Genomic DNA, 20186 nt, shown 5'->3' on the forward strand with positions numbered 1-20186 from the left:
CCTCACTGAACCGCAGCCGCTGGCGCGTGCATCAGCACCACGGCAGCAGTCACCAGCAAATTGATCAGGGTCAGCGGCAGGCAGAAGCGCCAGCTGAAATCCATCACCTGGTCATATCGTGGACGCGGAATGGAAGCGCGCAGCAGGATAAACAACATGATGAAGAACGCGGTCTTCAGGAAGAACCAGAAGAACGCCAACTGCGGCAGGATGCCGAACGGTCCGTGCCAGCCGCCGAAGAACAGCGTGACCAGCAGGGCCGAGATCAAGATGATGCCGATGTATTCACCGACGAAGAACATGCCCCACTTCATGCCGGCGTATTCGATGTGGTAACCGTCGGCCAGTTCCTGTTCCGCTTCCGGCTGGTCGAAAGGGTGACGGTGAGTCACGGCCACGCCAGCGATGAAGAAGGTACAGAAGCCGAAGAACTGCGGAATGATGAACCACAGGTTCTGCGCCTGGTACTCGACGATGTCGCGCATGTTGAACGAGCCGACCTGCACCACGATGCCCATCAGCGCGAGGCCCATGAACACTTCGTAGGACACGGTCTGGGCCGAAGCCCGCAAGCTGCCCAGCAGGGCGAACTTGTTGTTGCTCGACCAGCCGGCGAACAGCACCGCATAGACCGACAGACCGGCCATGGCGAAGAAGAACAGCAAGCCGATGTTCAGGTCCGCCACGCCCCAGGTCGGGGTGATTGGGATGATCGCGAAGGCGATCAGCAAGGCGCTCATGGCCACGACCGGTGCCAGGGTGAAGATCACCTTGTCGGCAAACGGCGGGGTCCAGTCTTCCTTGAAGAACATTTTCAGCATGTCGGCGGCGATCTGGAACATGCCGAACGGGCCAACGCGGTTCGGACCGTAGCGGTCCTGCCACCAGCCCAGCAGGCGACGTTCGACGAAGCTGAGCAAGGCGCCCGCGACGACCACGGCCAACAGGATCACGATGGCCTTGACGACCGAGATGATCACGTCGATCACTTCAGGGGTGAACCAGGTCATTGCGCTGCCTCCTGCAGACCGTCAACGGTTTTGCCAAAGATCGCCGGCGGGATACCGGCGAGGCCTTTTGGCAGTGCAACCAGCCCGGCACCCAACTCATCGTTGATGCGCAGCGGCAGACGCAGGGTCTGGCCGGCCACGTTCAGGCTGAGCAGGGCACCGTCGTTGACGCCGAGGCGGTCGGCTTCGGACTTGGCCACGGATACGTAGGCTTGCGGAATGCGACTTTGCACCGGCGCGGCCTTGGAAGAGTTCTCTTCGCTGCCGAACAGGTGGAAGAACGGCACGACCTGCCAGGTGCCCTGGGCCGGGTTGAACGGACGCGGTATGGCGGCGAACCAGTTCAGCGCATCACCGGTGCTTTCGATTAGGCGGGTGCCCGGGTCGCCAGCGCGGATGTGACCACCGACTTCGTCCTGGAACTTGTTCCAGGCCTGCGGAGAGTTCCAGCCCGGCGACCAGGCAAATGGCACCTGCTGACGTGGCTCGACCGAACCCGAGTAACCTTCCATGGAGAAGGCGAACGCGGTGTCGTTGTCTTGCGGGGTACGCGGTTCGTGCACGCTGATGTCGGCGCGCATGGCGGTGCGACCGGAGTAACGCAGCGGCTCACGGGCCAGTTTCATGCCCTTGATGCGGAACGAGGCGGACGGTGCAGCGTCGACGATCCGCGCCAGTTGCGGGGCGCTGGCAGCGGTGGCTGCGGTGACGTGGTCGAGCTGGGTCCAGTCGATCGGCTGGTTCAGCAGGGTAGCGCGCAGGGCATGCAGCCAGCGCCAGCCTTCGTGAACCAGAATGCTGGCGTCCATGTACTTCGGATCGAACACCTGGAAGAAGCGCTGGGCACGGCCTTCCTGGCTGACCAGGGTACCGTCGCCTTCAGCGAAGGTGGCGGCTGGCAGTACCAGGTGGGCGCGGTCGCTGGTGGCGGTCTTCTGGTGATCGGCAACGATCAGCACTTTGGCCGCGTTCAGTGCAGCGTCAACCTTGGCGGCATCGGTGCGGGTGTACAGGTCGTTTTCCAGTACCACGATGGCGTCAGCGTTGCCGTCGATCACCGCTTGCAGGCCAGCGTCCAGGGACTCGCCACCGAGCATGGCCAGGCCGAGGCTGTTGGCCTCTGGCACCACCAGGCTGATGGAACCGTTCTTGTCGCGCAGCTTCAAGGCCTTGGCGATGTTGGCGGCGGCTTCGATCAGCGCCTTGGAACCCAACGAGGTGCCGGCAATGATCAATGGGCGCTTGGCCGCCAGCAGGGCGTCGGCGATGCGCTGGGCCAGTTCGCCGGCTTCAGTGTCCAGGCCTTCGACGGCAGGCGCGCTTGCGTCGAGAGCGTGGGCCACGGCGAAACCGATACGGGCCAAGTCGTCCGGCGCCGCGTGCACACATTCTTCGGCGATGTCGTCGAGCTTGGTTTCAGCCAGGCTTGCAATGAACAGCGGGTTCAGCGCGTGCTGGCCGATGTTTTTCACCGCGGCGTCGAGCCAGGGCTGGACGCGCATGGCGTCGGCCATGTCTTCAGCCTTGCCCTTGACCGACTGGCGCAGCGACAGGGCGATGCGGGCGGCGGTCTGGGTCAGGTCTTCACCGAGCACGAAGATGGCGTCGTGGTCTTCAATGTCGCGCATGTTCGGAACCGGCAGCGGGCTGTCGTTCAACACTTGCAGGACCAGGCGGATGCGCTCCAGCTCGCCGGCTTCGATACCGGAGTAGAAGTGCTCGGCACCGACCAGCTCGCGCAGCGCGAAGTTGCTTTCGAGGCTGGCGCGGGGCGAACCGATACCGACGATGTTGCGGCCGCGCAGCAGGTCGGCGGCTTTATCCAGCGCGTCGTCCAGGCTCAGCTTGGCGCCGTCGGCCAACAGTGGCTGGCGTGGACGGTCTTCGCGGTTGACGTAGCCATAGCCGAAACGGCCACGGTCGCACAGGAAGTACTGGTTGACCGAACCGTTGAAGCGGTTTTCGATGCGACGCAGTTCGCCGTAGCGCTCGCCCGGGGAGATGTTGCAACCGCTGGAGCAGCCATGGCAGATGCTCGGGGCGAACTGCATGTCCCACTTGCGGTTGTAGCGCTCGGAGTGCGTCTTGTCGGTGAACACACCGGTCGGGCAGACCTCGGTGAGGTTGCCGGAGAACTCGCTTTCGAGCACGCCGTCTTCAACGCGACCGAAATACACGTTGTCGTGGGCGCCGAATACGCCCAGGTCGGTGCCGCCGGCGTAGTCCTTATAGAAGCGCACGCAACGGTAGCAGGCGATGCAGCGGTTCATTTCGTGGGAAATGAACGGGCCGAGGTCCTGGTTCTGGTGGGTACGTTTGGTAAAGCGATAACGGCGCTCGTTGTGGCCGGTCATCACGGTCATGTCTTGCAGGTGGCAGTGACCGCCTTCCTCACAGACCGGGCAGTCGTGGGGATGGTTGGTCATCAGCCATTCGACGACGCTGGCGCGGAACGCCTTGGATTCTTCATCGTCGATGGAGATCCAGGTGTTGTCGGTGGCTGGAGTCATGCAGGACATGACGATACGACCACGGGTGTCGTTCTCGTCGGTGTACTGCTTGACCGCACACTGGCGGCAGGCCCCGACGCTACCAAGCGCGGGGTGCCAGCAGAAATACGGGATATCGAGACCGAGCGACAGACAGGCCTGTAACAGGTTGTCTGCCCCATCGACTTCGAGCGCTTTGCCGTCTACGTGGATAGTGGCCATGGTTCAAAGTTCTTCGTTGGCCCGTTGTCAGCGGGCGTGGCTAATGGAATCTTGTTATTCATGGGCCTCAACACAGCCTTTACGGCGTCAGCCCATGAGAAAGCGAAGGGCACGGACCCTTCGCCTTTTAAAGCGTTACGCGCCGACTACGATCGGCCTTGCCAGAGGCGGGACGGCGGCGCTGGTGGGCGCGATGCCGGCTTCGAACTCCGAGCGGAAGTATTTGATGGCGCTGCCCAATGGCTCCACGGCGCCCGGTGCGTGAGCACAGAAGGTCTTGCCTGGGCCGAGGAAGCCGACCAGGCCCAGCAGGGTTTCGATATCACCCTCGCGGCCTTCGCCATTTTCCAGGGCCATCAGCAGCTTCACGCTCCATGGCAGGCCGTCGCGGCATGGGGTGCAGAAGCCGCAGGATTCGCGGGCGAAGAACTGCTCCATGTTGCGCAGCAAGGACACCATGTTCACCGTGTTGTCCACCGCCATCGCCAGGCCGGTACCCATCCGGGTGCCCACCTTGCCGATGCCGCCGGCATACATCTGTGCGTCGAGGTGCTCGGGCAACAGGAAACCGGTACCGGCGCCGCCTGGCTGCCAGGCTTTCAAGGTATAGCCGTCGCGCATGCCGCCGGCGTAGTCCTCGAACAGCTCGCGTGCGGTCACGCCGAACGGCAGCTCCCACAGGCCCGGGTTCTTGACCTTGCCGGAGAAGCCCATGAGCTTGGTGCCCATGTCTTCGCTGCCTTCGCGGGCCAACGATTTGTACCAGTCCACGCCGTCGGCGATGATCGCCGGCACGTTGCACAGCGTCTCGACGTTGTTCACGCAGGTCGGCTTGCCCCACACGCCCACGGCGGCAGGGAAGGGCGGCTTGGAGCGCGGGTTGGCGCGGCGGCCTTCGAGGGAGTTGATCAGTGCGGTTTCTTCACCGCAGATATAACGCCCGGCGCCGGTGTGCACGAACAGTTCGAAGTCAAAACCCGAACCGAGGATGTTCTTGCCCAACAGGCCGGCGGCCTTGGCTTCTTCCACGGCACGGTTGAGGTGCTTGGCGGCGGTGGTGTATTCGCCACGCAGGAAGATGTAGCCCCGGTAGGTTTTCAGCGCGCGGGCGCTGATCAGCATGCCTTCGATCAGCAGATGGGGCAGTTGCTCCATCAGCATGCGGTCTTTCCAGGTGTTCGGCTCCATTTCATCCGCGTTGCACAGCAGGTAGCGGATGTTGATGGATTCGTCCTTGGGCATCAGGCCCCACTTCACGCCCGTGGGGAAGCCTGCACCGCCGCGGCCCTTGAGGCCGGCGTCTTTCACGGTCTGGACGATATCGTCCTGGGCCATGTCGGCGAAGGCTTTGCGCGCAGCGGCGTAACCGTTCTTGGCCTGGTATTCGTCGAGCCATACCGGCTCGGCATCGTCACGCAGGCGCCAGGTCAGCGGGTGGGTCTCGGGCGAACGCTTGATCAGGTTGGCCGGGCCGAAAGAAGTCAGGGTCATGGGTAGCCCTCGAGCAATTGGGTCACGCCAGCAGGCTGCACGTCACCGAATGTGTCGTCGTCGATCATCAACGCCGGCGCCTTGTCGCAGTTGCCCAGGCAGCACACTGGCAGCAGCGTGAAGCGGCCGTCCGGAGTGGTCTGGCCGAGGCCGATGCCCAGCTTGTTCTGGATCTCGCTGACCACGGATTCGTGGCCGCCGATGTAGCAAACCATGCTGTCGCACACGCGAATGATGTGGCGGCCCACCGGCTGGCGGAAGATCTGGCTGTAGAACGTCGCCACCCCTTCAACGTCGCTGGCGGGAATGCCGAGGATCTCGCCGATGGCGTAGAGGGCGCCGTCCGGCACCCAGCCACGTTCCTTCTGGACGATCTTCAAGGCTTCGATCGACGCCGCGCGCGGGTCTTCGTAGTGATGCAGCTCGTGCTCGATGGCCGAGCGCTCGGTTTCACTCAAGGTGAAACGGTCTGTCTGGATAAGCGTGCTGTTCATGCTTAGCGGTCCACGTCGGCCATAACGAAATCGATACTACCCAGGTACGCAATCAAGTCCGCGACCATCTCGCCTTTGATCACCGAAGGGATCTGCTGCAAGTGGGCGAAGCTCGGGGTACGGATCCGGGTGCGGTAGCTCATGGTGCCGCCATCGCTCGTCAGGTAATAACTGTTGATACCCTTGGTCGCTTCGATCATCTGGAAGGACTCGTTGGCCGGCATCACCGGGCCCCACGAAACCTGCAGGAAGTGCGTGATCAGGGTTTCGATGTGCTGCAGCGTGCGCTCTTTCGGCGGCGGCGTGGTCAGCGGGTGATCCGCCTTGTACGGGCCGGCCGGCATGTTGCGCATGCATTGCTCGATGATCTTCAGGCTCTGGCGCATTTCTTCGACGCGCACGATGCAGCGGTCGTAGGCATCGCCATTGGCCGCCAGCGGGACTTCGAATTCGAAGTTCTCGTAGCCGGAGTACGGGCGCGCTTTACGCAGGTCGAAATCGCAGCCGGTGGAGCGCAGGCCGGCACCGGTGACGCCCCATTCCAGGGCTTCCTTGGTGTTGTACTGCGCGACGCCGATGGTACGACCCTTGAGGATGCTGTTATCCAGCGCCGCCTTTTGGTACTCGTCCAGACGCTTGGGCATCCAGTCGATGAACTCCTTGACCAGGCGTTCCCAGCCATTCGGCAGGTCGTGGGCCACGCCGCCGATGCGGTACCAGGCCGGGTGCAGGCGGAAACCGGTGATGGCTTCGATGACCTTGTAGGCACGCTGACGGTCGGTGAAGGTGAAGAACACCGGGGTCATGGCGCCGACGTCCTGGATATAGGTACCCAGGAACAGCAGGTGGCTGGTGATCCGGAAGAACTCGGCCATCATGATGCGGATGGTGTCGACGCGGTCCGGCACCTTGATGCCGGCCAGCTTCTCGACCGAAAGCACGTACGGCAGGTTGTTCATCACGCCGCCGAGGTAGTCGATACGGTCGGTATACGGGATGAAGCTGTGCCACGACTGACGCTCGGCCATTTTCTCGGCACCACGGTGGTGGTAGCCGATGTCCGGCACGCAGTCGACGATTTCTTCACCGTCCAGTTGCAGGATGATACGGAAGGCACCGTGGGCCGAAGGGTGGTTCGGGCCCAGGTTGAGGAACATGTAGTCCTCGTTGGTGCCGGAGCGCTTCATGCCCCAGTCTTCCGGACGGAAGCGCGCAGCCTCTTCTTCAAGCTGCTGCTTGGCGAGGTTGAGGCTGAACGGGTCGAATTCGGTGGCGCGAGCCGGGAAGTCCTTGCGCAGCGGGTGACCTTCCCAGGTCGGCGGCATCATGATGCGCGTCAGGTGCGGGTGACCCGGGAAGTCGATGCCGAACATGTCCCAGACTTCGCGCTCGTACCAGCTGGCGTTCGGCCAGATACCGGTCACGGTCGGGATGCTCAGATCGCTTTCCGACAGGGCGACCTTGATCATCACGTCGCTGTTACGTTCCAGCGACATCAGGTGGTAGAACACGGTGAAATCGGCGCCGCTCGGCAGCCCCTGGCGCTTGGTGCGCAGACGCTCGTCCACGCCATGCAGGTCATAGAGCATGACGTACGGCTTGGGCAGGTTGCGCAGGAAGGTCAGGACTTCGACGAGCTTGGCACGCGCCACCCACAGCACCGGCATACCGGTGCGCGTGGCCTGGGCGGTGAAGGCGTCAGGGCCAAAACGGTTATTGAGTTCGACGACCACATCCTGGTCGTCTGCCTTATAAGGCGGGATGTACAGAGCACTGCCTGTAGTCATGGTTTTTTATCGCTTTCGGTCAACGTAAAGAATGAAGCCAGGTGTTCGTTCTATAAAAGAAGCGGTGCTGGATCAGACTTCGTCGGGGCTGCGCAGGTTTGTGACTGCGATTCGCTGTTCGCGGCGCTGTTCCTTTTGCGACGGCATCTCGGCGCGGTACACGCCTTGATCACCGACGACCCAGGAAAGCGGACGACGCTCCTTGCCGATCGATTCCTGCAACAGCATCAAGCCTTGCAGGAACGCTTCAGGGCGAGGCGGGCAGCCAGGCACGTAGACGTCCACGGGCAGGAACTTGTCCACCCCTTGAACGACGGAATAGATGTCGTACATGCCACCGGAGTTGGCGCACGAACCCATGGAGATAACCCACTTCGGCTCGAGCATTTGCTCGTAGAGACGCTGGATGATCGGCGCCATCTTGATGAAGCAGGTACCGGCGATAACCATGAAATCCGCCTGGCGCGGCGAGGCCCGGATAACTTCGGCGCCAAAGCGCGCGATGTCGTGGGGCGCCGTGAAGGCGGTGGTCATTTCCACGTAGCAGCACGAAAGACCGAAGTTGTACGGCCACAGGGAGTTTTTACGCCCCCAGTTGACCGCGCCACTCAGCACGTCTTCCAGCTTGCCCATGTAGATGTTTTTGTGGACTTGGTCTTCTAACGGGTCGGAAACGGTTTCCCGTTCGCCGATGGGGTACTGCTCGTTAGGAGCATCCGGGTCGATCCTGGTGAGATTGTATTGCATCGCCAAAGCCTCATTGTTTCAGCTTCGCTTGCCGCTTACGACGAGCTTCCGGAGCCCAGTCAAGGGCGCCCACTCGGAATAGGTAGACAAGGCCTGCCAACAGAATTGCTATGAAAACGAGGGCTTCGACGAATCCGGTCCAGCCGCTTTCGCGGACGGACACAGACCAGGCAAAGAGAAAGAGGGCTTCGATATCGAAGATCACGAACAACATCGCGACCAGATAGAATTTGGCTGAGAGCCGCAAGCGGGCGCCACCTGTAGGCAGCATGCCGGACTCGAACGGTTCATTTTTGCTGCGGCCCCAGGCTTTTGACCCGAGGAGGCTGGAAACACCGAGCATGAAGGCGCAGAGGCCGACAACACCGAGGAGGAAAATGGCAAAGCCCCAGTTGTGGGCCATGAGTCCTGTCGCTTCGGTCATGCTGGAAATCCTTAACAGAGAGCAAAGGTCTCTGAGCTCGAAAAAGTAACGATGCAGTGACGATATGTCGCACTGCAATCAATCGCGGTGATTTTATGGCTAAACACCGGGCAAGTAAAATTCCTATGGCGAAATTATTCGGTGGAATAAGCACATAGTGCACCTTCTTGGGGCTGCAGCCCTTATGTGGCGGGCATTAGCGGGCATTTAATCAAATGTGTTTTGTTTAACCGGTAACGAAGTTTTCATGCGCTAAATGATAATGAATATTGTTTGTGCGGATTTTAAGCGGGTGTGTGTGGTGGGGCGAGGGAAGTTGCTGTTACTTGGTTGAATACCGCTTAGTTGCCGACGGGGATCTTTTAACCGATTTTATTCGTGCCAATACCGCTCTGGATCAATGTTTTGCCAAAAAAACGCCCCGAACAGGTCGGGGCGTGATCTTTGTGCGGCACTGCGGTTAGGTCTTCCTTGGGGCCGCAGTGGCCGTGTACTCAGTCGATCAGTGGAACTGCTCTTCTTCGGTCGAGCCGGTCAGCGCGGTCACGGACGAGGTGCCGCCCTGGATCACGGTGGTCATGTCGTCGAAGTAGCCGGTGCCCACTTCCTGCTGGTGAGCCACGAAGGTGTAACCCTTGGCGGCGTCAGCGAACTCCTGCTCCTGCAGCTTCACGTAGGCGGTCATGTCGTTGCGGGCGTAGTCGTGCGCCAGGTTGAACATGCTGTGCCACATGTTGTGGATGCCGGCCAGGGTGATGAACTGGTGCTTGTAGCCCATGGCGGACAGTTCGCGCTGGAACTTGGCGATGGTCGCGTCGTCCAGGTTCTTCTTCCAGTTGAAGGACGGCGAGCAGTTGTAGGACAGCAGTTGGTCCGGGTATTCCTTCTTGATCGCCTCGGCGAAACGACGGGCTTCGTCCAGGTCCGGCTTGGCGGTTTCACACCAGATCAGGTCGGCGTATGGGGCGTAGGCCAGGCCGCGGGCGATGGCCTGGTCGAGACCGGCACGTACCTTGTAGAAGCCTTCCTGGGTGCGCTCGCCAGTCACGAAGGGCTGGTCATACGGGTCGCAGTCCGAAGTCAGCAAGTCAGCCGCGTTGGCATCGGTACGCGCCAGGATGATGGTTGGCGTGCCGGCAACGTCAGCGGCCAGGCGGGCAGCGGTCAGCTTCTGTACAGCTTCCTGGGTTGGAACCAGGACCTTGCCGCCCATGTGGCCGCATTTCTTCACGGAAGCCAGTTGGTCTTCGAAGTGCACGCCGGCAGCGCCTGCCTCGATCATGCTCTTCATCAGCTCGTAGGCGTTGAGTACGCCGCCGAAACCGGCTTCGGCGTCGGCCACGATCGGCGCGAAGTAGTCGATGTAGCCGTCATCGCCCGGGTTCTTGCCGGCTTTCCACTGGATCTGGTCGGCACGACGGAACGAGTTGTTGATGCGCTTGACCACGGTCGGCACCGAGTCCACCGGGTACAGCGATTGGTCGGGGTACATGGATTCGGCGGAGTTGTTGTCCGCCGCCACTTGCCAGCCGGACAGGTAGATCGCCTGGATACCGGCTTTCACCTGCTGGACTGCCTGGCCGCCAGTGAGGGCGCCCATGCAGTTGACGAAATCTTTGTCGGGACGGAAGGAAGGCTTGGCCCCTTGGGTAACCAGCTTCCACAGCTTCTCGGCGCCGAGTTTTGCAAAGGTGTGCTCAGGTTGAACCGAGCCACGCAGGCGGACGACGTCAGCAGCGGAATAAGCGCGGGTCACGCCTTTCCAGCGTGGGTTTTCAGCCCAGTCTTTCTCGAGGGCTGCAATTTGCTGTTCGCGTGTCAGTGCCATGGAAGTAAACCTCGTCGCGTCTTCGTGTGGTGGAAAAATCCATTTGCCAGCCCTGCATTCAAGTGCGTGGGCAGGGCTGCTCGCTGACCAGAAGCTTAGGCGGTCATGTCGGGTCTGGCGGGGAATGCGACGGGATGAACGAGTGGCGAGAGGGTCGGGCAGGTACAGGCGGGCCGAGAACAGTCTTCGGGCGTCGTGGGCCCTCGGGTGTTCAACAGCGTGTAGCCGGGTTACCTGGTTAGCTTCCGTCCCTCGGGACAACTTCGTTCCAGTCGCAACCTCGTCAAACACGCCTTGTGGGCGGTACAGACACGAATCGGCTCAGGTGGGTAGCTTGGAGCGCGATCCGAAGGCCCTTGCCAGGGCCCCTGATTAGCGGGAGCGAGGCCATCATGCCCAGGCTTTTTTGGATCGTCAAATGTTTTGTAGTGCTTTTTTTCAAGCACTACATCTTTAGTCTAATACGACTCATCAGTCAGTTTTTGGTGCTTCAGTTCAGGGTGTCGACCTTGACCCGCACCGTCAGGTCATCACGGCCCTGAGTAGAGTAGCTGCGGGTTGTAGAGGATTTATCAGCCTGGGTCTCGCGATTGATGCCGGACAGGGTGATCCACTCGCCTAGGCGCCCACTGATGGTTGTGTCGGTACTCTGTACGTTCACTACATCGGGACGCTCCTGGCTCATGCGGTCACGATTGGTGCTGATCGCCAGGTGCACGGTCTCGCCGGTGACGCTCGCGGTCACATAGAAGCCCTGGGTCACGTTGCGATACTGGGTCTGATTTTGCAGGCGGCCGTAGCTATCTTGCTGGGTGGTGGTCAGCGGTACGCTCTGGCCGACCTGGATCAGCGCAGGCACGCCTTCGCTGGCCTGGATCTGCTGCGTACCGCCGTCGCGGCTGGTGGTGCCGTAGCTGATGATGCGCGTCTGGCTGTCACCGGTGTTCTGCTGGTTGTTTTCGTTGGTGTCGACGGTGATCAGCAGGCGTTTGGCCGGAGTGTCCAGCTGAGACAGCAAGGCGCGCAGGTCCTGGATCTTGCCGGGGTCGGCCTTCACGATCAGCTGGTTGCCATAAGCGCTGACGGTGCCGTCCTTGCCGATGAAGTTCTGCGCCACGGGCAGCAGGTCTGCGCTGGTACGGTTGCTCAGGTTGACCACTTCGGTGTCGGCCATGGCCGTGACGCTGGTGGCTAACAGGAGGGCGGTGAGCAGGGTGCGTAGGGACATGTCCGTTATCTCTGCGAGTCATTTAGGCTTGATAGTGCCAGTTTGTCGGCCTGGCCGGGTGCAAGTTGAATCCTAGACGGCAAAATGCCCTGGCATGGCAGGGCATTGTTGGTGTTGCTGAAATGGCTATCGGGGGCAAGCCCCCTCCCACACTTGACCGCATTCCAAAGGACTTACTCGGTCAAAATGTGGGAGGGGCGGTGCGACGATTCGACTTGCCCCCGATGGCAGCGACGCGGTCTCGAATCAGCCCTCGCGCACCATATCCACATGCGGAATCCCGACTTCCAGGAATTCGTCGCTGACGATCTTGAAGCCCAGTCGCTCATAGAACGGCGCCGCATACACTTGTGCACTCAGGAACTGCTTGGCCTGGCCACGTTTTTCGGCCACGCCAATCACCGCTTCCATCAGCTTGTCGCCGACCTTCAGCCCGCGCCAGTCCTTGAGGACCGACACGCGTCCGATCTCGCCGCTGGGCAGCAGGCGCGCGGTGCCGATCGGAAAATCACCTTCGAATGCAAGGAAATGCACTGCGCCGGCGTCGTCCGCGTCCCACTCCAGCTCCGGTGGAACCGATTGTTCAGCGATAAACACCGCTTCACGAATGCGCCGAATCTCGGCGATATCCTTTTGCCAGTCCGCGACACTTACGTGAATCCTATTCATCGGCAAATCCCAGGCTTCCTTGCTTGACCAATTCGCACAGCAGATCGCGGCCGTCTTCGTCCGCCAGCCATTCGCCCAGGTTCTCGCTGTGCAGCGCATCGGCCGAGCACACCAGCTTGAGCAGCTCACGCAGTTTGCCTGGCAGGTAACGGCTCTGGCCACTGGCGAACAGCAATACATCGTCGTCCACTTCGGACCAGGCCAGGCGCGCGCTTGGGTTGCGTACCAGGATGGCGCCATCTTGCAGGCTGCTGATGAAGTCGTCTTCGCCCAACTCTTCGCCGGCCACCAGTTCTGGGTAGCGCGGTTCGGTCATGAACTGGCCGAACCAGGTCAGCAGCATGCGCTCGTCGCTCATGTGCTCGGCCAGCAGGCTCTTGAGGCGGTCCAGCGCGTCGCTCTGGATCTGGTGCGGGTCGCTGACCGGCTGGGCGTCAGCGTCGGTGTAGCGCTCTTCGTCGGTCAGGTACTGGCTGAGGAAGTCGGTGAAGTGGGTCAGCACTTCGGCCGCGCTCGGTGCACGGAAGCCCACGGAATAGGTCATGCAGTCGTCTTCGGCAATACCGAAGTGCGCCAGGCGTGGTGGCAGATAGAGCATGTCGCCCGGTTCCAGGACCCACTCGGCGCTTTCTTCGAATTCGGCGAGGATGCGCAGGTCGGCGTGCTGCAACAGCGGGCTTTCGGAGCTGCACATCTGGCCGATCTTCCAGTTGCGCTTGCCCTGGGCTTGCAGCAGGAACACGTCGTAGTTGTCGAAGTGCGGGCCAACGCTGCCGCCCGGTGCGGCGAAGCTGATCATCACATCGTCGATGCGCCAGCTCGGCAGGAAGCGGAACTGCTCCAGCAACCCGGCCACTTCCGGCACGAACTGGTCGACGGCCTGTACCAGCAGGGTCCACTCGCGCTCGGGCAGGGTGCTGAAGGCGTCTTCGGCGAACGGGCCGCGGCGCAGTTCCCAGGGGCGCTCGCCGTGCTCGATCACCAGGCGCGACTCGACTTCTTCTTCCAGCGCCAGGCCGGCCAGTTCGTCGGCGTCGATCGGGTTTTCGAAATCAGGAATGGCCTGGCGGATCAGCAGCGGTTTTTTCTGCCAGTAGTCGCGCAGGAATTCCCGTGCCGTGATGCCGCCCAGAAGTTGAAGAGGGATATCAGGATTCATGTGTAACCTATTGAAAAAAAGCACTTTTCAGACTGGAATAAAAACGCCCGGCGCGGCCGGGCGTCTCAAAGGGTCTTGCGATGATCAGATGCGCTTGGCTTGCTCTACAGCGTTACCGATGTAGTTGGCCGGGGTGAGCAGTTTCAGCTCGGCCTTGGCGGCGGCTGGCATGTCCAGGCCGTCGATGAAAGTCTGCAGCGCTTCAGGGCTGATGCCCTTGCCGCGCGTCAACTCTTTGAGCTTCTCGTATGGGTTTTCGATGTTGTAGCGGCGCATCACGGTCTGGATTGGCTCGGCCAGGACTTCCCAGCACGCGTCCAGGTCAGCGGCGATCTTCTGCTCGTTAAGCTCCAGCTTGCTGATGCCTTTGAGGCTGGCCTCGTACGCGATCACGCTGTGAGCGAAGCCTACGCCGAGGTTGCGCAGTACGGTGGAGTCGGTCAGGTCGCGCTGCCAGCGGGAGATCGGCAACTTGCTGGCCAGGTGCTGGAACAGGGCGTTGGCGATGCCGAGGTTGCCTTCGGAGTTTTCGAAGTCGATCGGGTTGACCTTGTGCGGCATGGTCGACGAACCGATTTCACCGGCAATGGTGCGCTGCTTGAAATAGCCCAGGGAGATGTAGCCCCAGATATCGCGATCGAAGTCGATCAGGATGGTGTTGAAGCGCGCAATGGCGTCGAACAACTCGGCGATATAGTCGTGCGGTTCGATCTGCGTGGTGTACGGGTTGAAGCCCAGGCCCAGCTCATCTTCGATGAAAGCACGGGCGTTGGCTTCCCAATCGATCTCAGGGTAGGCCGACAGGTGGGCGTTGTAGTTGCCCACGGCGCCGTTGATCTTGCCCAGCAGCGGTACGGCGGCGACTTGAGCGATCTGGCGCTCCAGGCGGTACACCACGTTGGCGAGTTCTTTGCCCAGGGTGGTCGGCGACGCCGGCTGGCCGTGGGTGCGCGACAGCATCGGCACGTTGGCGAAGCGGATCGCCAGTTCGCGGATGGCGTTGGCGGTCTGGCGCATCAGCGGCAGCATCACGTCATCACGGCCTTCGCGCAGCATCAGGGCGTGGGACAGGTTGTTGATGTCCTCGCTGGTGCAGGCAAAGTGGATGAATTCGCTGACCTGGGCCAGTTCCGGCAGCTTGGCCGCTTGCTCTTTGAGCAGGTATTCGATGGCCTTGACGTCGTGGTTGGTGGTGCGCTCGATCTCTTTCACACGCTCGGCGTGCTCCAGGGAGAAGTTTTCCGCCAGGGTGTTGAGCACAGCGTTGGCTTCGGCGGAAAACGCCGGCACTTCGCTGATGGCGGGGTGAGCGGCCAGGCGCTGGAGCCAGCGCACTTCAACCAGTACACGAGCACGGATCAGGCCGTATTCGCTGAAAATAGGGCGCAGGGCCTGGGTTTTGCCGGCGTAGCGGCCGTCTACAGGGGAAACCGCAGTGAGCGAAGAGAGCTGCATGGGGTGTTCTCGGACAGTCGGGCAACGAAATGGGGCGCGTATCATACATGAAAAAATCCGCCGGTCCGTTGCCAACTGACCGGCGTATTACGCGTAACGGCTTGAAAATGGCCTGCTGCTGCGACTTATTCGTTGCGCATCAACGGGTAAAGCTCTTTGAGCAATTTGCGACGGCTGATCACCAGCTGCCAACGATGGCCGCCCAACTGGCGCCACAACCGCGCCGAACGAATACCGGCCAGCAGCAGGGCGCGGATTTTCGAGGCGTTGTTCGGTTGTTGCAGGTTGCGCATGTCGCCGTGCACCTGGATGCGCTGGCGCAAGGTGCTCAAGGTGTCCTGGTACAACGCGCCACAGGCGGCGATTACGTTCTCGTGGGCCGGCCCGAAGTGTTCCACCTGAGACTGGATCTGCGGCAGGCGTTTGCCGATGACCTCCAGCATGTCCTCGCGCTTGGCCAGTTGGCGCTCCAGGCCGAGCATCGACAGGGCATAGCGCAGCGGCTCGCGCTGCAGGGTGCTGGGGTCGCGCTCCAGGGCGCCGATCAGTGCGCGGTAACCTTCACGCAGCGCCAGGTCGTCGCCACCGTAGACTTCCAGAGTGTCCTTGGGGTCGCGGATCAGCAGGCTGCCGAGCATGCAGGTCAGGCCGGCTTCGGTGACCTGGCCGGTCTTGGCGATCTTGTCCACCAATACCGCGGCGAGGAACACCCCGCCCAGTGCCGTCAATTGCTCCTGGGTCGGGCTCATGCCTTCTGGCTCCAGGCTTCGGCGATTTCAATCACGCCGCCGCCCAGGCAGATTTCGCCATCGTAGAACACCACGGACTGGCCAGGGGTGACCGCGCGTTGCGGGTCATCAAAGGTGGCGCGGTAGCCGGTGGCGGTTTTTTCCAGGGTGCATGGCTGGTCGCTTTGGCGATAGCGCACTTTGGCGGTCAGGCGGCGTGGGGTGCTCAGGTCGATCGGGTTGACCCAGTAGATTTCCGAAGCGAGCAAGGCGCCGGAGAACAGCAGTGGGTGTTCGTTGCCCTGGCCGACGATCAGCACATTGTTTTCCAGGTCCTTGACCAGCACGTACCACGGCTCTTCACCGGCGTCTTTCAAGCCGCCGATGCCGAGGCCCTGGCGCTGGCCGATAGTGTGGTACATCAGACCATGGTGACGGCCGATGACCTCGCCTTCGGTGGTGTGGATCTCGCCCGGTTGTGCCGGCAGGTATTGCTTGAGGAAGTCGCTGAAGCGGCGCTCACCGATAAAGCAGATCCCGGTGGAATCCTTTTTCTTGGCGGTGGCCAGGCCGTGTTTCTCGGCGATTCTGCGCACTTCGGGTTTTTCCAACTCGCCTACCGGGAACAGGGTCTTGGCGATCTGTTCGCCGCCGACGGCGTGCAGGAAGTAGCTCTGGTCCTTGTTTGGGTCCAGGCCCTTGAGCAGTTCGGTGCGGCCATCAATGTCGCGGCGGCGCACGTAGTGGCCAGTGGCAATCAGGTCGGCACCGAGCATCATGGCGTAGTCGAGGAACGCCTTGAACTTGATCTCGCGGTTGCACAGGATGTCCGGGTTCGGTGTGCGGCCGGCCTTGTATTCGGCCAGGAAGTGCTCGAACACGTTGTCCCAGTACTCGGCGGCGAAGTTGGCGGTGTGCAGCTTGATGCCAATCTTGTCGCACACGGCCTGGGCATCCGCCAGGTCGTCCATGGCGGTGCAGTATTCCGTTCCATCGTCTTCTTCCCAGTTCTTCATGAACAGGCCTTCCACCTCATAACCCTGCTCCATGAGCAGAACGGCGGAAACGGAAGAATCCACGCCGCCGGACATGCCGACGATGACGCGCTTCTTTTGTGTGTCAGAAGGGGCTGGATCACGCATAGGGTTTCAACGGGTGTCTTGAAAAAGGACGCGATTCTATCAGGCTCGGGCCTTCAAGGCTAAAGAGAAGGGCGGATCAATTCGAGACTGTGGCAGTGGCCGGCCAGATAATCATCGATACAGCGGATGATCAGCTCGCTGCGCCAGTCGTCGCGCACGCTCATCAGCTCGTCACGGCTCAGCCAGCGGGCGCGGAGGATGCCTTCGTCGAGTTGATAGTCCGGGTGGTGTTTCAGGGCCTTGGCGATGAAGCAGACCCGTTGGTAGGTCACGCCGTTGCTGGGGGCGGTGTACAGGTAGATGCCGACGATGCCGATGGCTTCGACGTCCCAGCCGGTTTCTTCGAGGGTCTCGCGTACGGCGGCCTCGGTCAGGGTCTCGTCTGGGTCGAGGTGGCCGGCAGGCTGGTTGAGCACGGCGCGGCCGCCCTTGAGCTCTTCGACCATCAGGAACTTGCCGTTGTCTTCGACGATGGTGGCGACGGTGATGTGGGGTTGCCAGGTCATGGTTGCCTCTGGATTTAAGATGCGGTGCAGTCCTGAAACAGGATAATAGTCAGTGTGGGAGGGGGCTTGCCCCCGATGAGGGAGTGTCAGTTGAACTATCTGTGCCTGACCTACTGCTATCGGGGGGCAAGCCCCCTCCCACAGTTTGATTGGGTTTTTTCAGCAAGAAAGCACATTAAACAGAAACCCCGGCACGGGGCCGGGGCTTCTTTACATCCTTACAACCTTACTTCAACTTGGCAATCGCCGCATTGAGGGTGTTGCTTGGGCGCATGGCCTTGCTGGTCAGTTCCGGGTTCGGCGCGTAGTAGCCGCCGATGTCCACTGGCTTGCCCTGGACGGCGTTGAGCTCGGCAACGATGGTTGCCTCGTTCGCGGTCAGGGTCTTGGCCAGTTCGCCGAACTGCGCTTGCAGTGCAGTGTCTTCGGTCTGGGCGGCCAGGGCTTGAGCCCAGTACAGCGCCAGGTAGAAGTGGCTGCCGCGGTTGTCGATGTTGCCGACTTTGCGCGATGGCGACTTGTTGTTGTCGAGGAACTGGCCGGTGGCCTGGTCCAGGGTCTTGGACAGGACCAGGGCTTTCGGGTTGTTGTACGTCACACCCAAATGCTCAAGGGAGGCGGCCAGGGCCAGGAACTCGCCCAGGGAATCCCAGCGCAGGAAGTTCTCTTCAACCAGTTGCTGCACGTGTTTCGGTGCCGAACCGCCGGCGCCGGTTTCGAACAGGCCACCGCCGTTCATCAGCGGCACGATCGACAGCATCTTGGCGCTGGTGCCCAGTTCCATGATGGGGAACAGGTCGGTCAGGTAGTCGCGCAGTACGTTGCCGGTCACCGAGATGGTGTCCAGGCCCTTGCGGGTGCGCTCCAGGGTGAACTTCATCGCGTCGACCGGCGACATGATGCGGATGTCCAGGCCTTCGGTGTTGTGGTCTTTCAGGTAAGCCTGAACCTTCTCGACCACGACGCCGTCGTGTGCGCGCTGTGGGTCCAGCCAGAAGATGGCCGGGGTGTTGCTGGCGCGGGCACGGTTGACGGCCAGTTTGACCCAGTCCTGGATCGGCGCGTCTTTGGTCTGGCACATGCGGAAGATGTCGCCGGCTTCGACGTTCTGTTCCATCAGCAGGTTGCCCTTGCTGTCGGTGACGCGGACTACGCCGTCAGCCTTGATCTGGAAGGTCTTGTCGTGGGAGCCGTACTCTTCGGCTTTCTTCGCCATCAGGCCAACGTTCGGCACGCTGCCCATGGTGGTTGGGTCGAAGGCGCCATTGGCTTTGCAGTCTTCGATGACAGCCTGGTAGATGGTGGCGTAGCAGCGATCCGGGATCACCGCCTTGGTGTCGTGCAGCTGACCATCGGTGCCCCACATCTTGCCGGAGTCACGGATCATGGCTGGCATCGAGGCGTCGACGATCACGTCGCTCGGCACGTGCAGGTTGGTGATGCCTTTGTCGGAGTTGACCATCGCCAGGGCGGGGCGAGCGGCGTAGACCGCTGCGATGTCGGCTTCGATCTGTGCTTGCTGCTCGGCCGGCAGGGCCTTGATGCGCGCGTACAGGTCGCCGATACCGTTGTTCAGGTTGAAGCCGATCTGTTCCAGCACGGTGGCGTGCTTGGCCAGGGCGTCTTTATAGAACTCGGCAACGATCTGGCCGAACATGATCGGGTCGGAGACCTTCATCATGGTGGCTTTCAGGTGAACCGACAGCAGCACGCCTTGTTTCTTGGCGTCTTCGATCTCAGCGGCGATGAATGCGCGCAGGGCCTTCTTGCTCAGCACGGCGGTGTCGATGATTTCGCCTGCCTGTACCGAGGTCTTTTCCTTCAGGACGGTGGCGGTGCCGTCCTGGGCGATCAGCTCGATTTTGACAGCATCAGCGCCTTCGATCTGTACGGCTTTTTCGCTGCCGTAGAAGTCGCCGTTGCTCATGTGGGCGATGTGCGACTTGGAGTCGGCAGCCCAGGCGCCCATTTTGTGCGGGTGCTTGCGTGCGTAGTTCTTGACCGACAGCGGTGCGCGGCGGTCGGAGTTGCCTTCGCGCAGTACCGGGTTCACGGCGCTGCCCTTGACCTTGTCGTAACGTGCACGGGTTTCTTTTTCCGCGTCGGTGGTTACGGTTTCCGGGTAGTCCGGCAGGGCGTAGCCCTGGGCCTGCAGTTCCTTGATCGCGGCTTGCAGCTGCGGAGTCGAGGCGCTGATGTTAGGCAGCTTGATGATGTTGGCTTCAGGCGTAACGGCCAGGTCGCCCAGTTCGGCGAGGTGGTCCGGGATAGCCTTGGCGCCCAGTTGCTCGGGGAAGCTTGCGAGGATGCGCGCGGCGAGGGAGATGTCGCGGGTTTCCACGGCAATATCAGCGGAAGCGGTGAAGGCCTCTACGATAGGCAGCAGTGAATAGGTGGCGAGGGCCGGGGCTTCGTCGGTGAAGGTGTAGATGATCTTCGAGCGGGTGGGCATATTCGGATTAACTCTCTTCTTTGCTGAAAGCGTGCGCAGAAACTCGAGATGCGCCGGGTGGAGCGCGTTCGTTCAAAGTCATCCATGAGCGAAATGTCGAGGTTTCTTCGCGGTGATGTTGGGTTGCATCAGTCGAGCGTCAAGCGGGTGGACTATTGTAATAGTCCTGCTTTGTAGCGGAAGGCTTTGTTCTAGAGCGGTCCGCCGTCGTGACTCTTTGGTCAGCGGCGGCATTATACATAGGTCGCTATGCTTACGCCGAGCCTTCATACAAAAGGTGTGTCGTCCATTGGTCTAAAGGTCGCAGGTGCGCGATTGCGACCAAAGTCGCACGATGTGCTCAAGATTGGCGATT

The 20186-nt window shown here is 61.2% G+C and carries 16 protein-coding genes; all 16 read right to left on the reverse strand.

All coding sequences use genetic code 11. From position 1 onward, the window contains the following. Positions 1–2: 2 nt before the first annotated feature. The 16 genes from nuoH to NL123_RS12065 all read right to left on the reverse strand — a co-directional run bounded on the left by nuoH (position 3) and on the right by NL123_RS12065 (position 19831). A complete protein-coding gene (nuoH, locus tag NL123_RS11990) occupies positions 3–1010 on the reverse strand; it encodes an NADH-quinone oxidoreductase subunit NuoH (RefSeq protein WP_058425021.1) in 1008 nt (335 codons plus the stop codon). Continuing rightward, positions 1007–3721: an NADH-quinone oxidoreductase subunit NuoG gene (gene nuoG, locus NL123_RS11995; protein WP_494357843.1), complete on the reverse strand. Its 2715-nt coding sequence runs from the start codon at positions 3719–3721 to the stop codon at positions 1007–1009. The genes nuoH and nuoG overlap by 4 nt, the downstream gene beginning before the upstream one ends. Before the next feature lie 135 nt (positions 3722–3856). Beyond that, entirely contained in the window at positions 3857–5212 is a 1356-nt protein-coding gene (gene nuoF, locus NL123_RS12000; protein WP_003174722.1) for an NADH-quinone oxidoreductase subunit NuoF, read from the reverse strand. Then, positions 5209–5706, reverse strand: a complete 498-nt coding sequence (gene nuoE / locus NL123_RS12005) for an NADH-quinone oxidoreductase subunit NuoE (protein WP_003174721.1) — start codon at positions 5704–5706, stop codon at positions 5209–5211. Before nuoE ends, nuoF begins: the two co-directional genes overlap by 4 nt. A gap of 2 nt (positions 5707–5708) precedes the next feature. Next, positions 5709–7493: an NADH-quinone oxidoreductase subunit C/D gene (gene nuoC, locus NL123_RS12010; protein WP_033896875.1), complete on the reverse strand. Its 1785-nt coding sequence runs from the start codon at positions 7491–7493 to the stop codon at positions 5709–5711. A gap of 72 nt (positions 7494–7565) precedes the next feature. Next, positions 7566–8240: a NuoB/complex I 20 kDa subunit family protein gene (locus tag NL123_RS12015; RefSeq protein WP_003174719.1), complete on the reverse strand. Its 675-nt coding sequence runs from the start codon at positions 8238–8240 to the stop codon at positions 7566–7568. Between the two features lie 10 nt (positions 8241–8250). Then, a complete protein-coding gene (locus NL123_RS12020; protein WP_003219575.1) occupies positions 8251–8664 on the reverse strand; it encodes an NADH-quinone oxidoreductase subunit A in 414 nt (137 codons plus the stop codon). Positions 8665–9166: 502 nt separating this feature from the next. After that, the gene (gene aceA / locus NL123_RS12025) at positions 9167–10492 is read right to left on the reverse strand and encodes an isocitrate lyase (RefSeq protein WP_494357844.1); all 1326 of its coding nucleotides are present in this window, start codon (positions 10490–10492) and stop codon (positions 9167–9169) included. Positions 10493–10982: 490 nt separating this feature from the next. Then, positions 10983–11720, reverse strand: coding sequence for a secretin N-terminal domain-containing protein (locus NL123_RS12030; protein WP_248482314.1), 738 nt, complete (start codon positions 11718–11720; stop codon positions 10983–10985). 246 nt (positions 11721–11966) lie between these two features. Next, positions 11967–12389, reverse strand: coding sequence for a GNAT family N-acetyltransferase (locus NL123_RS12035; RefSeq protein ID WP_058425017.1), 423 nt, complete (start codon positions 12387–12389; stop codon positions 11967–11969). Next, positions 12382–13548: a ribosomal protein uL16 3-hydroxylase gene (locus tag NL123_RS12040; protein WP_494357845.1), complete on the reverse strand. Its 1167-nt coding sequence runs from the start codon at positions 13546–13548 to the stop codon at positions 12382–12384. Before NL123_RS12040 ends, NL123_RS12035 begins: the two co-directional genes overlap by 8 nt. An 84-nt stretch (positions 13549–13632) precedes the next feature. Further along, positions 13633–15003, reverse strand: coding sequence for an adenylosuccinate lyase (gene purB, locus NL123_RS12045; RefSeq protein WP_248482310.1), 1371 nt, complete (start codon positions 15001–15003; stop codon positions 13633–13635). A 125-nt stretch (positions 15004–15128) separates the two neighbouring features. After that, entirely contained in the window at positions 15129–15752 is a 624-nt protein-coding gene (gene hflD, locus NL123_RS12050; protein ID WP_058425015.1) for a high frequency lysogenization protein HflD, read from the reverse strand. Then, a complete protein-coding gene (gene mnmA / locus NL123_RS12055) occupies positions 15749–16873 on the reverse strand; it encodes a tRNA 2-thiouridine(34) synthase MnmA (RefSeq protein WP_179028556.1) in 1125 nt (374 codons plus the stop codon). Before mnmA ends, hflD begins: the two co-directional genes overlap by 4 nt. 59 nt (positions 16874–16932) lie before the next feature. Continuing rightward, positions 16933–17379 carry an NUDIX hydrolase gene (locus NL123_RS12060; RefSeq protein ID WP_248482308.1) on the reverse strand — a complete coding sequence of 149 codons (447 nt, stop codon included), beginning with the start codon at positions 17377–17379 and terminating at the stop codon, positions 16933–16935. Between the two features lie 226 nt (positions 17380–17605). Next, a complete protein-coding gene (locus NL123_RS12065; protein ID WP_248482307.1) occupies positions 17606–19831 on the reverse strand; it encodes an NADP-dependent isocitrate dehydrogenase in 2226 nt (741 codons plus the stop codon). Between the last annotated feature and the right edge of the window lie 355 nt (positions 19832–20186).

This window comes from Pseudomonas sp. FBCC-B1565 (assembly GCF_059133265.1).

What these genes read in the sequence shown, in the direction of transcription:
- NL123_RS12030 (WP_248482314.1), bottom strand. Translation starts at nt 11,720, where the DNA reads ATGTCCCTACGCACCCTGCTCACCGCCCTCCTGTTAGCCACCAGCGTC.
- nuoC (WP_033896875.1), bottom strand. Translation starts at nt 7,493, where the DNA reads ATGACTACAGGCAGTGCTCTGTACATCCCGCCTTATAAGGCAGACGAC.
- NL123_RS12060 (WP_248482308.1), bottom strand. Translation starts at nt 17,379, where the DNA reads ATGACCTGGCAACCCCACATCACCGTCGCCACCATCGTCGAAGACAAC.
- NL123_RS12040 (WP_494357845.1), bottom strand. Translation starts at nt 13,548, where the DNA reads ATGAATCCTGATATCCCTCTTCAACTTCTGGGCGGCATCACGGCACGG.
- NL123_RS12065 (WP_248482307.1), bottom strand. Translation starts at nt 19,831, where the DNA reads ATGCCCACCCGCTCGAAGATCATCTACACCTTCACCGACGAAGCCCCG.
- nuoE (WP_003174721.1), bottom strand. Translation starts at nt 5,706, where the DNA reads ATGAACAGCACGCTTATCCAGACAGACCGTTTCACCTTGAGTGAAACC.
- nuoH (WP_058425021.1), bottom strand. Translation starts at nt 1,010, where the DNA reads ATGACCTGGTTCACCCCTGAAGTGATCGACGTGATCATCTCGGTCGTC.
- mnmA (WP_179028556.1), bottom strand. Translation starts at nt 16,873, where the DNA reads ATGCGTGATCCAGCCCCTTCTGACACACAAAAGAAGCGCGTCATCGTC.
- hflD (WP_058425015.1), bottom strand. Translation starts at nt 15,752, where the DNA reads ATGAGCCCGACCCAGGAGCAATTGACGGCACTGGGCGGGGTGTTCCTC.
- NL123_RS12035 (WP_058425017.1), bottom strand. Translation starts at nt 12,389, where the DNA reads ATGAATAGGATTCACGTAAGTGTCGCGGACTGGCAAAAGGATATCGCC.
- NL123_RS12020 (WP_003219575.1), bottom strand. Translation starts at nt 8,664, where the DNA reads ATGACCGAAGCGACAGGACTCATGGCCCACAACTGGGGCTTTGCCATT.
- NL123_RS12015 (WP_003174719.1), bottom strand. Translation starts at nt 8,240, where the DNA reads ATGCAATACAATCTCACCAGGATCGACCCGGATGCTCCTAACGAGCAG.
- aceA (WP_494357844.1), bottom strand. Translation starts at nt 10,492, where the DNA reads ATGGCACTGACACGCGAACAGCAAATTGCAGCCCTCGAGAAAGACTGG.
- purB (WP_248482310.1), bottom strand. Translation starts at nt 15,003, where the DNA reads ATGCAGCTCTCTTCGCTCACTGCGGTTTCCCCTGTAGACGGCCGCTAC.
- nuoF (WP_003174722.1), bottom strand. Translation starts at nt 5,212, where the DNA reads ATGACCCTGACTTCTTTCGGCCCGGCCAACCTGATCAAGCGTTCGCCC.
- nuoG (WP_494357843.1), bottom strand. Translation starts at nt 3,721, where the DNA reads ATGGCCACTATCCACGTAGACGGCAAAGCGCTCGAAGTCGATGGGGCA.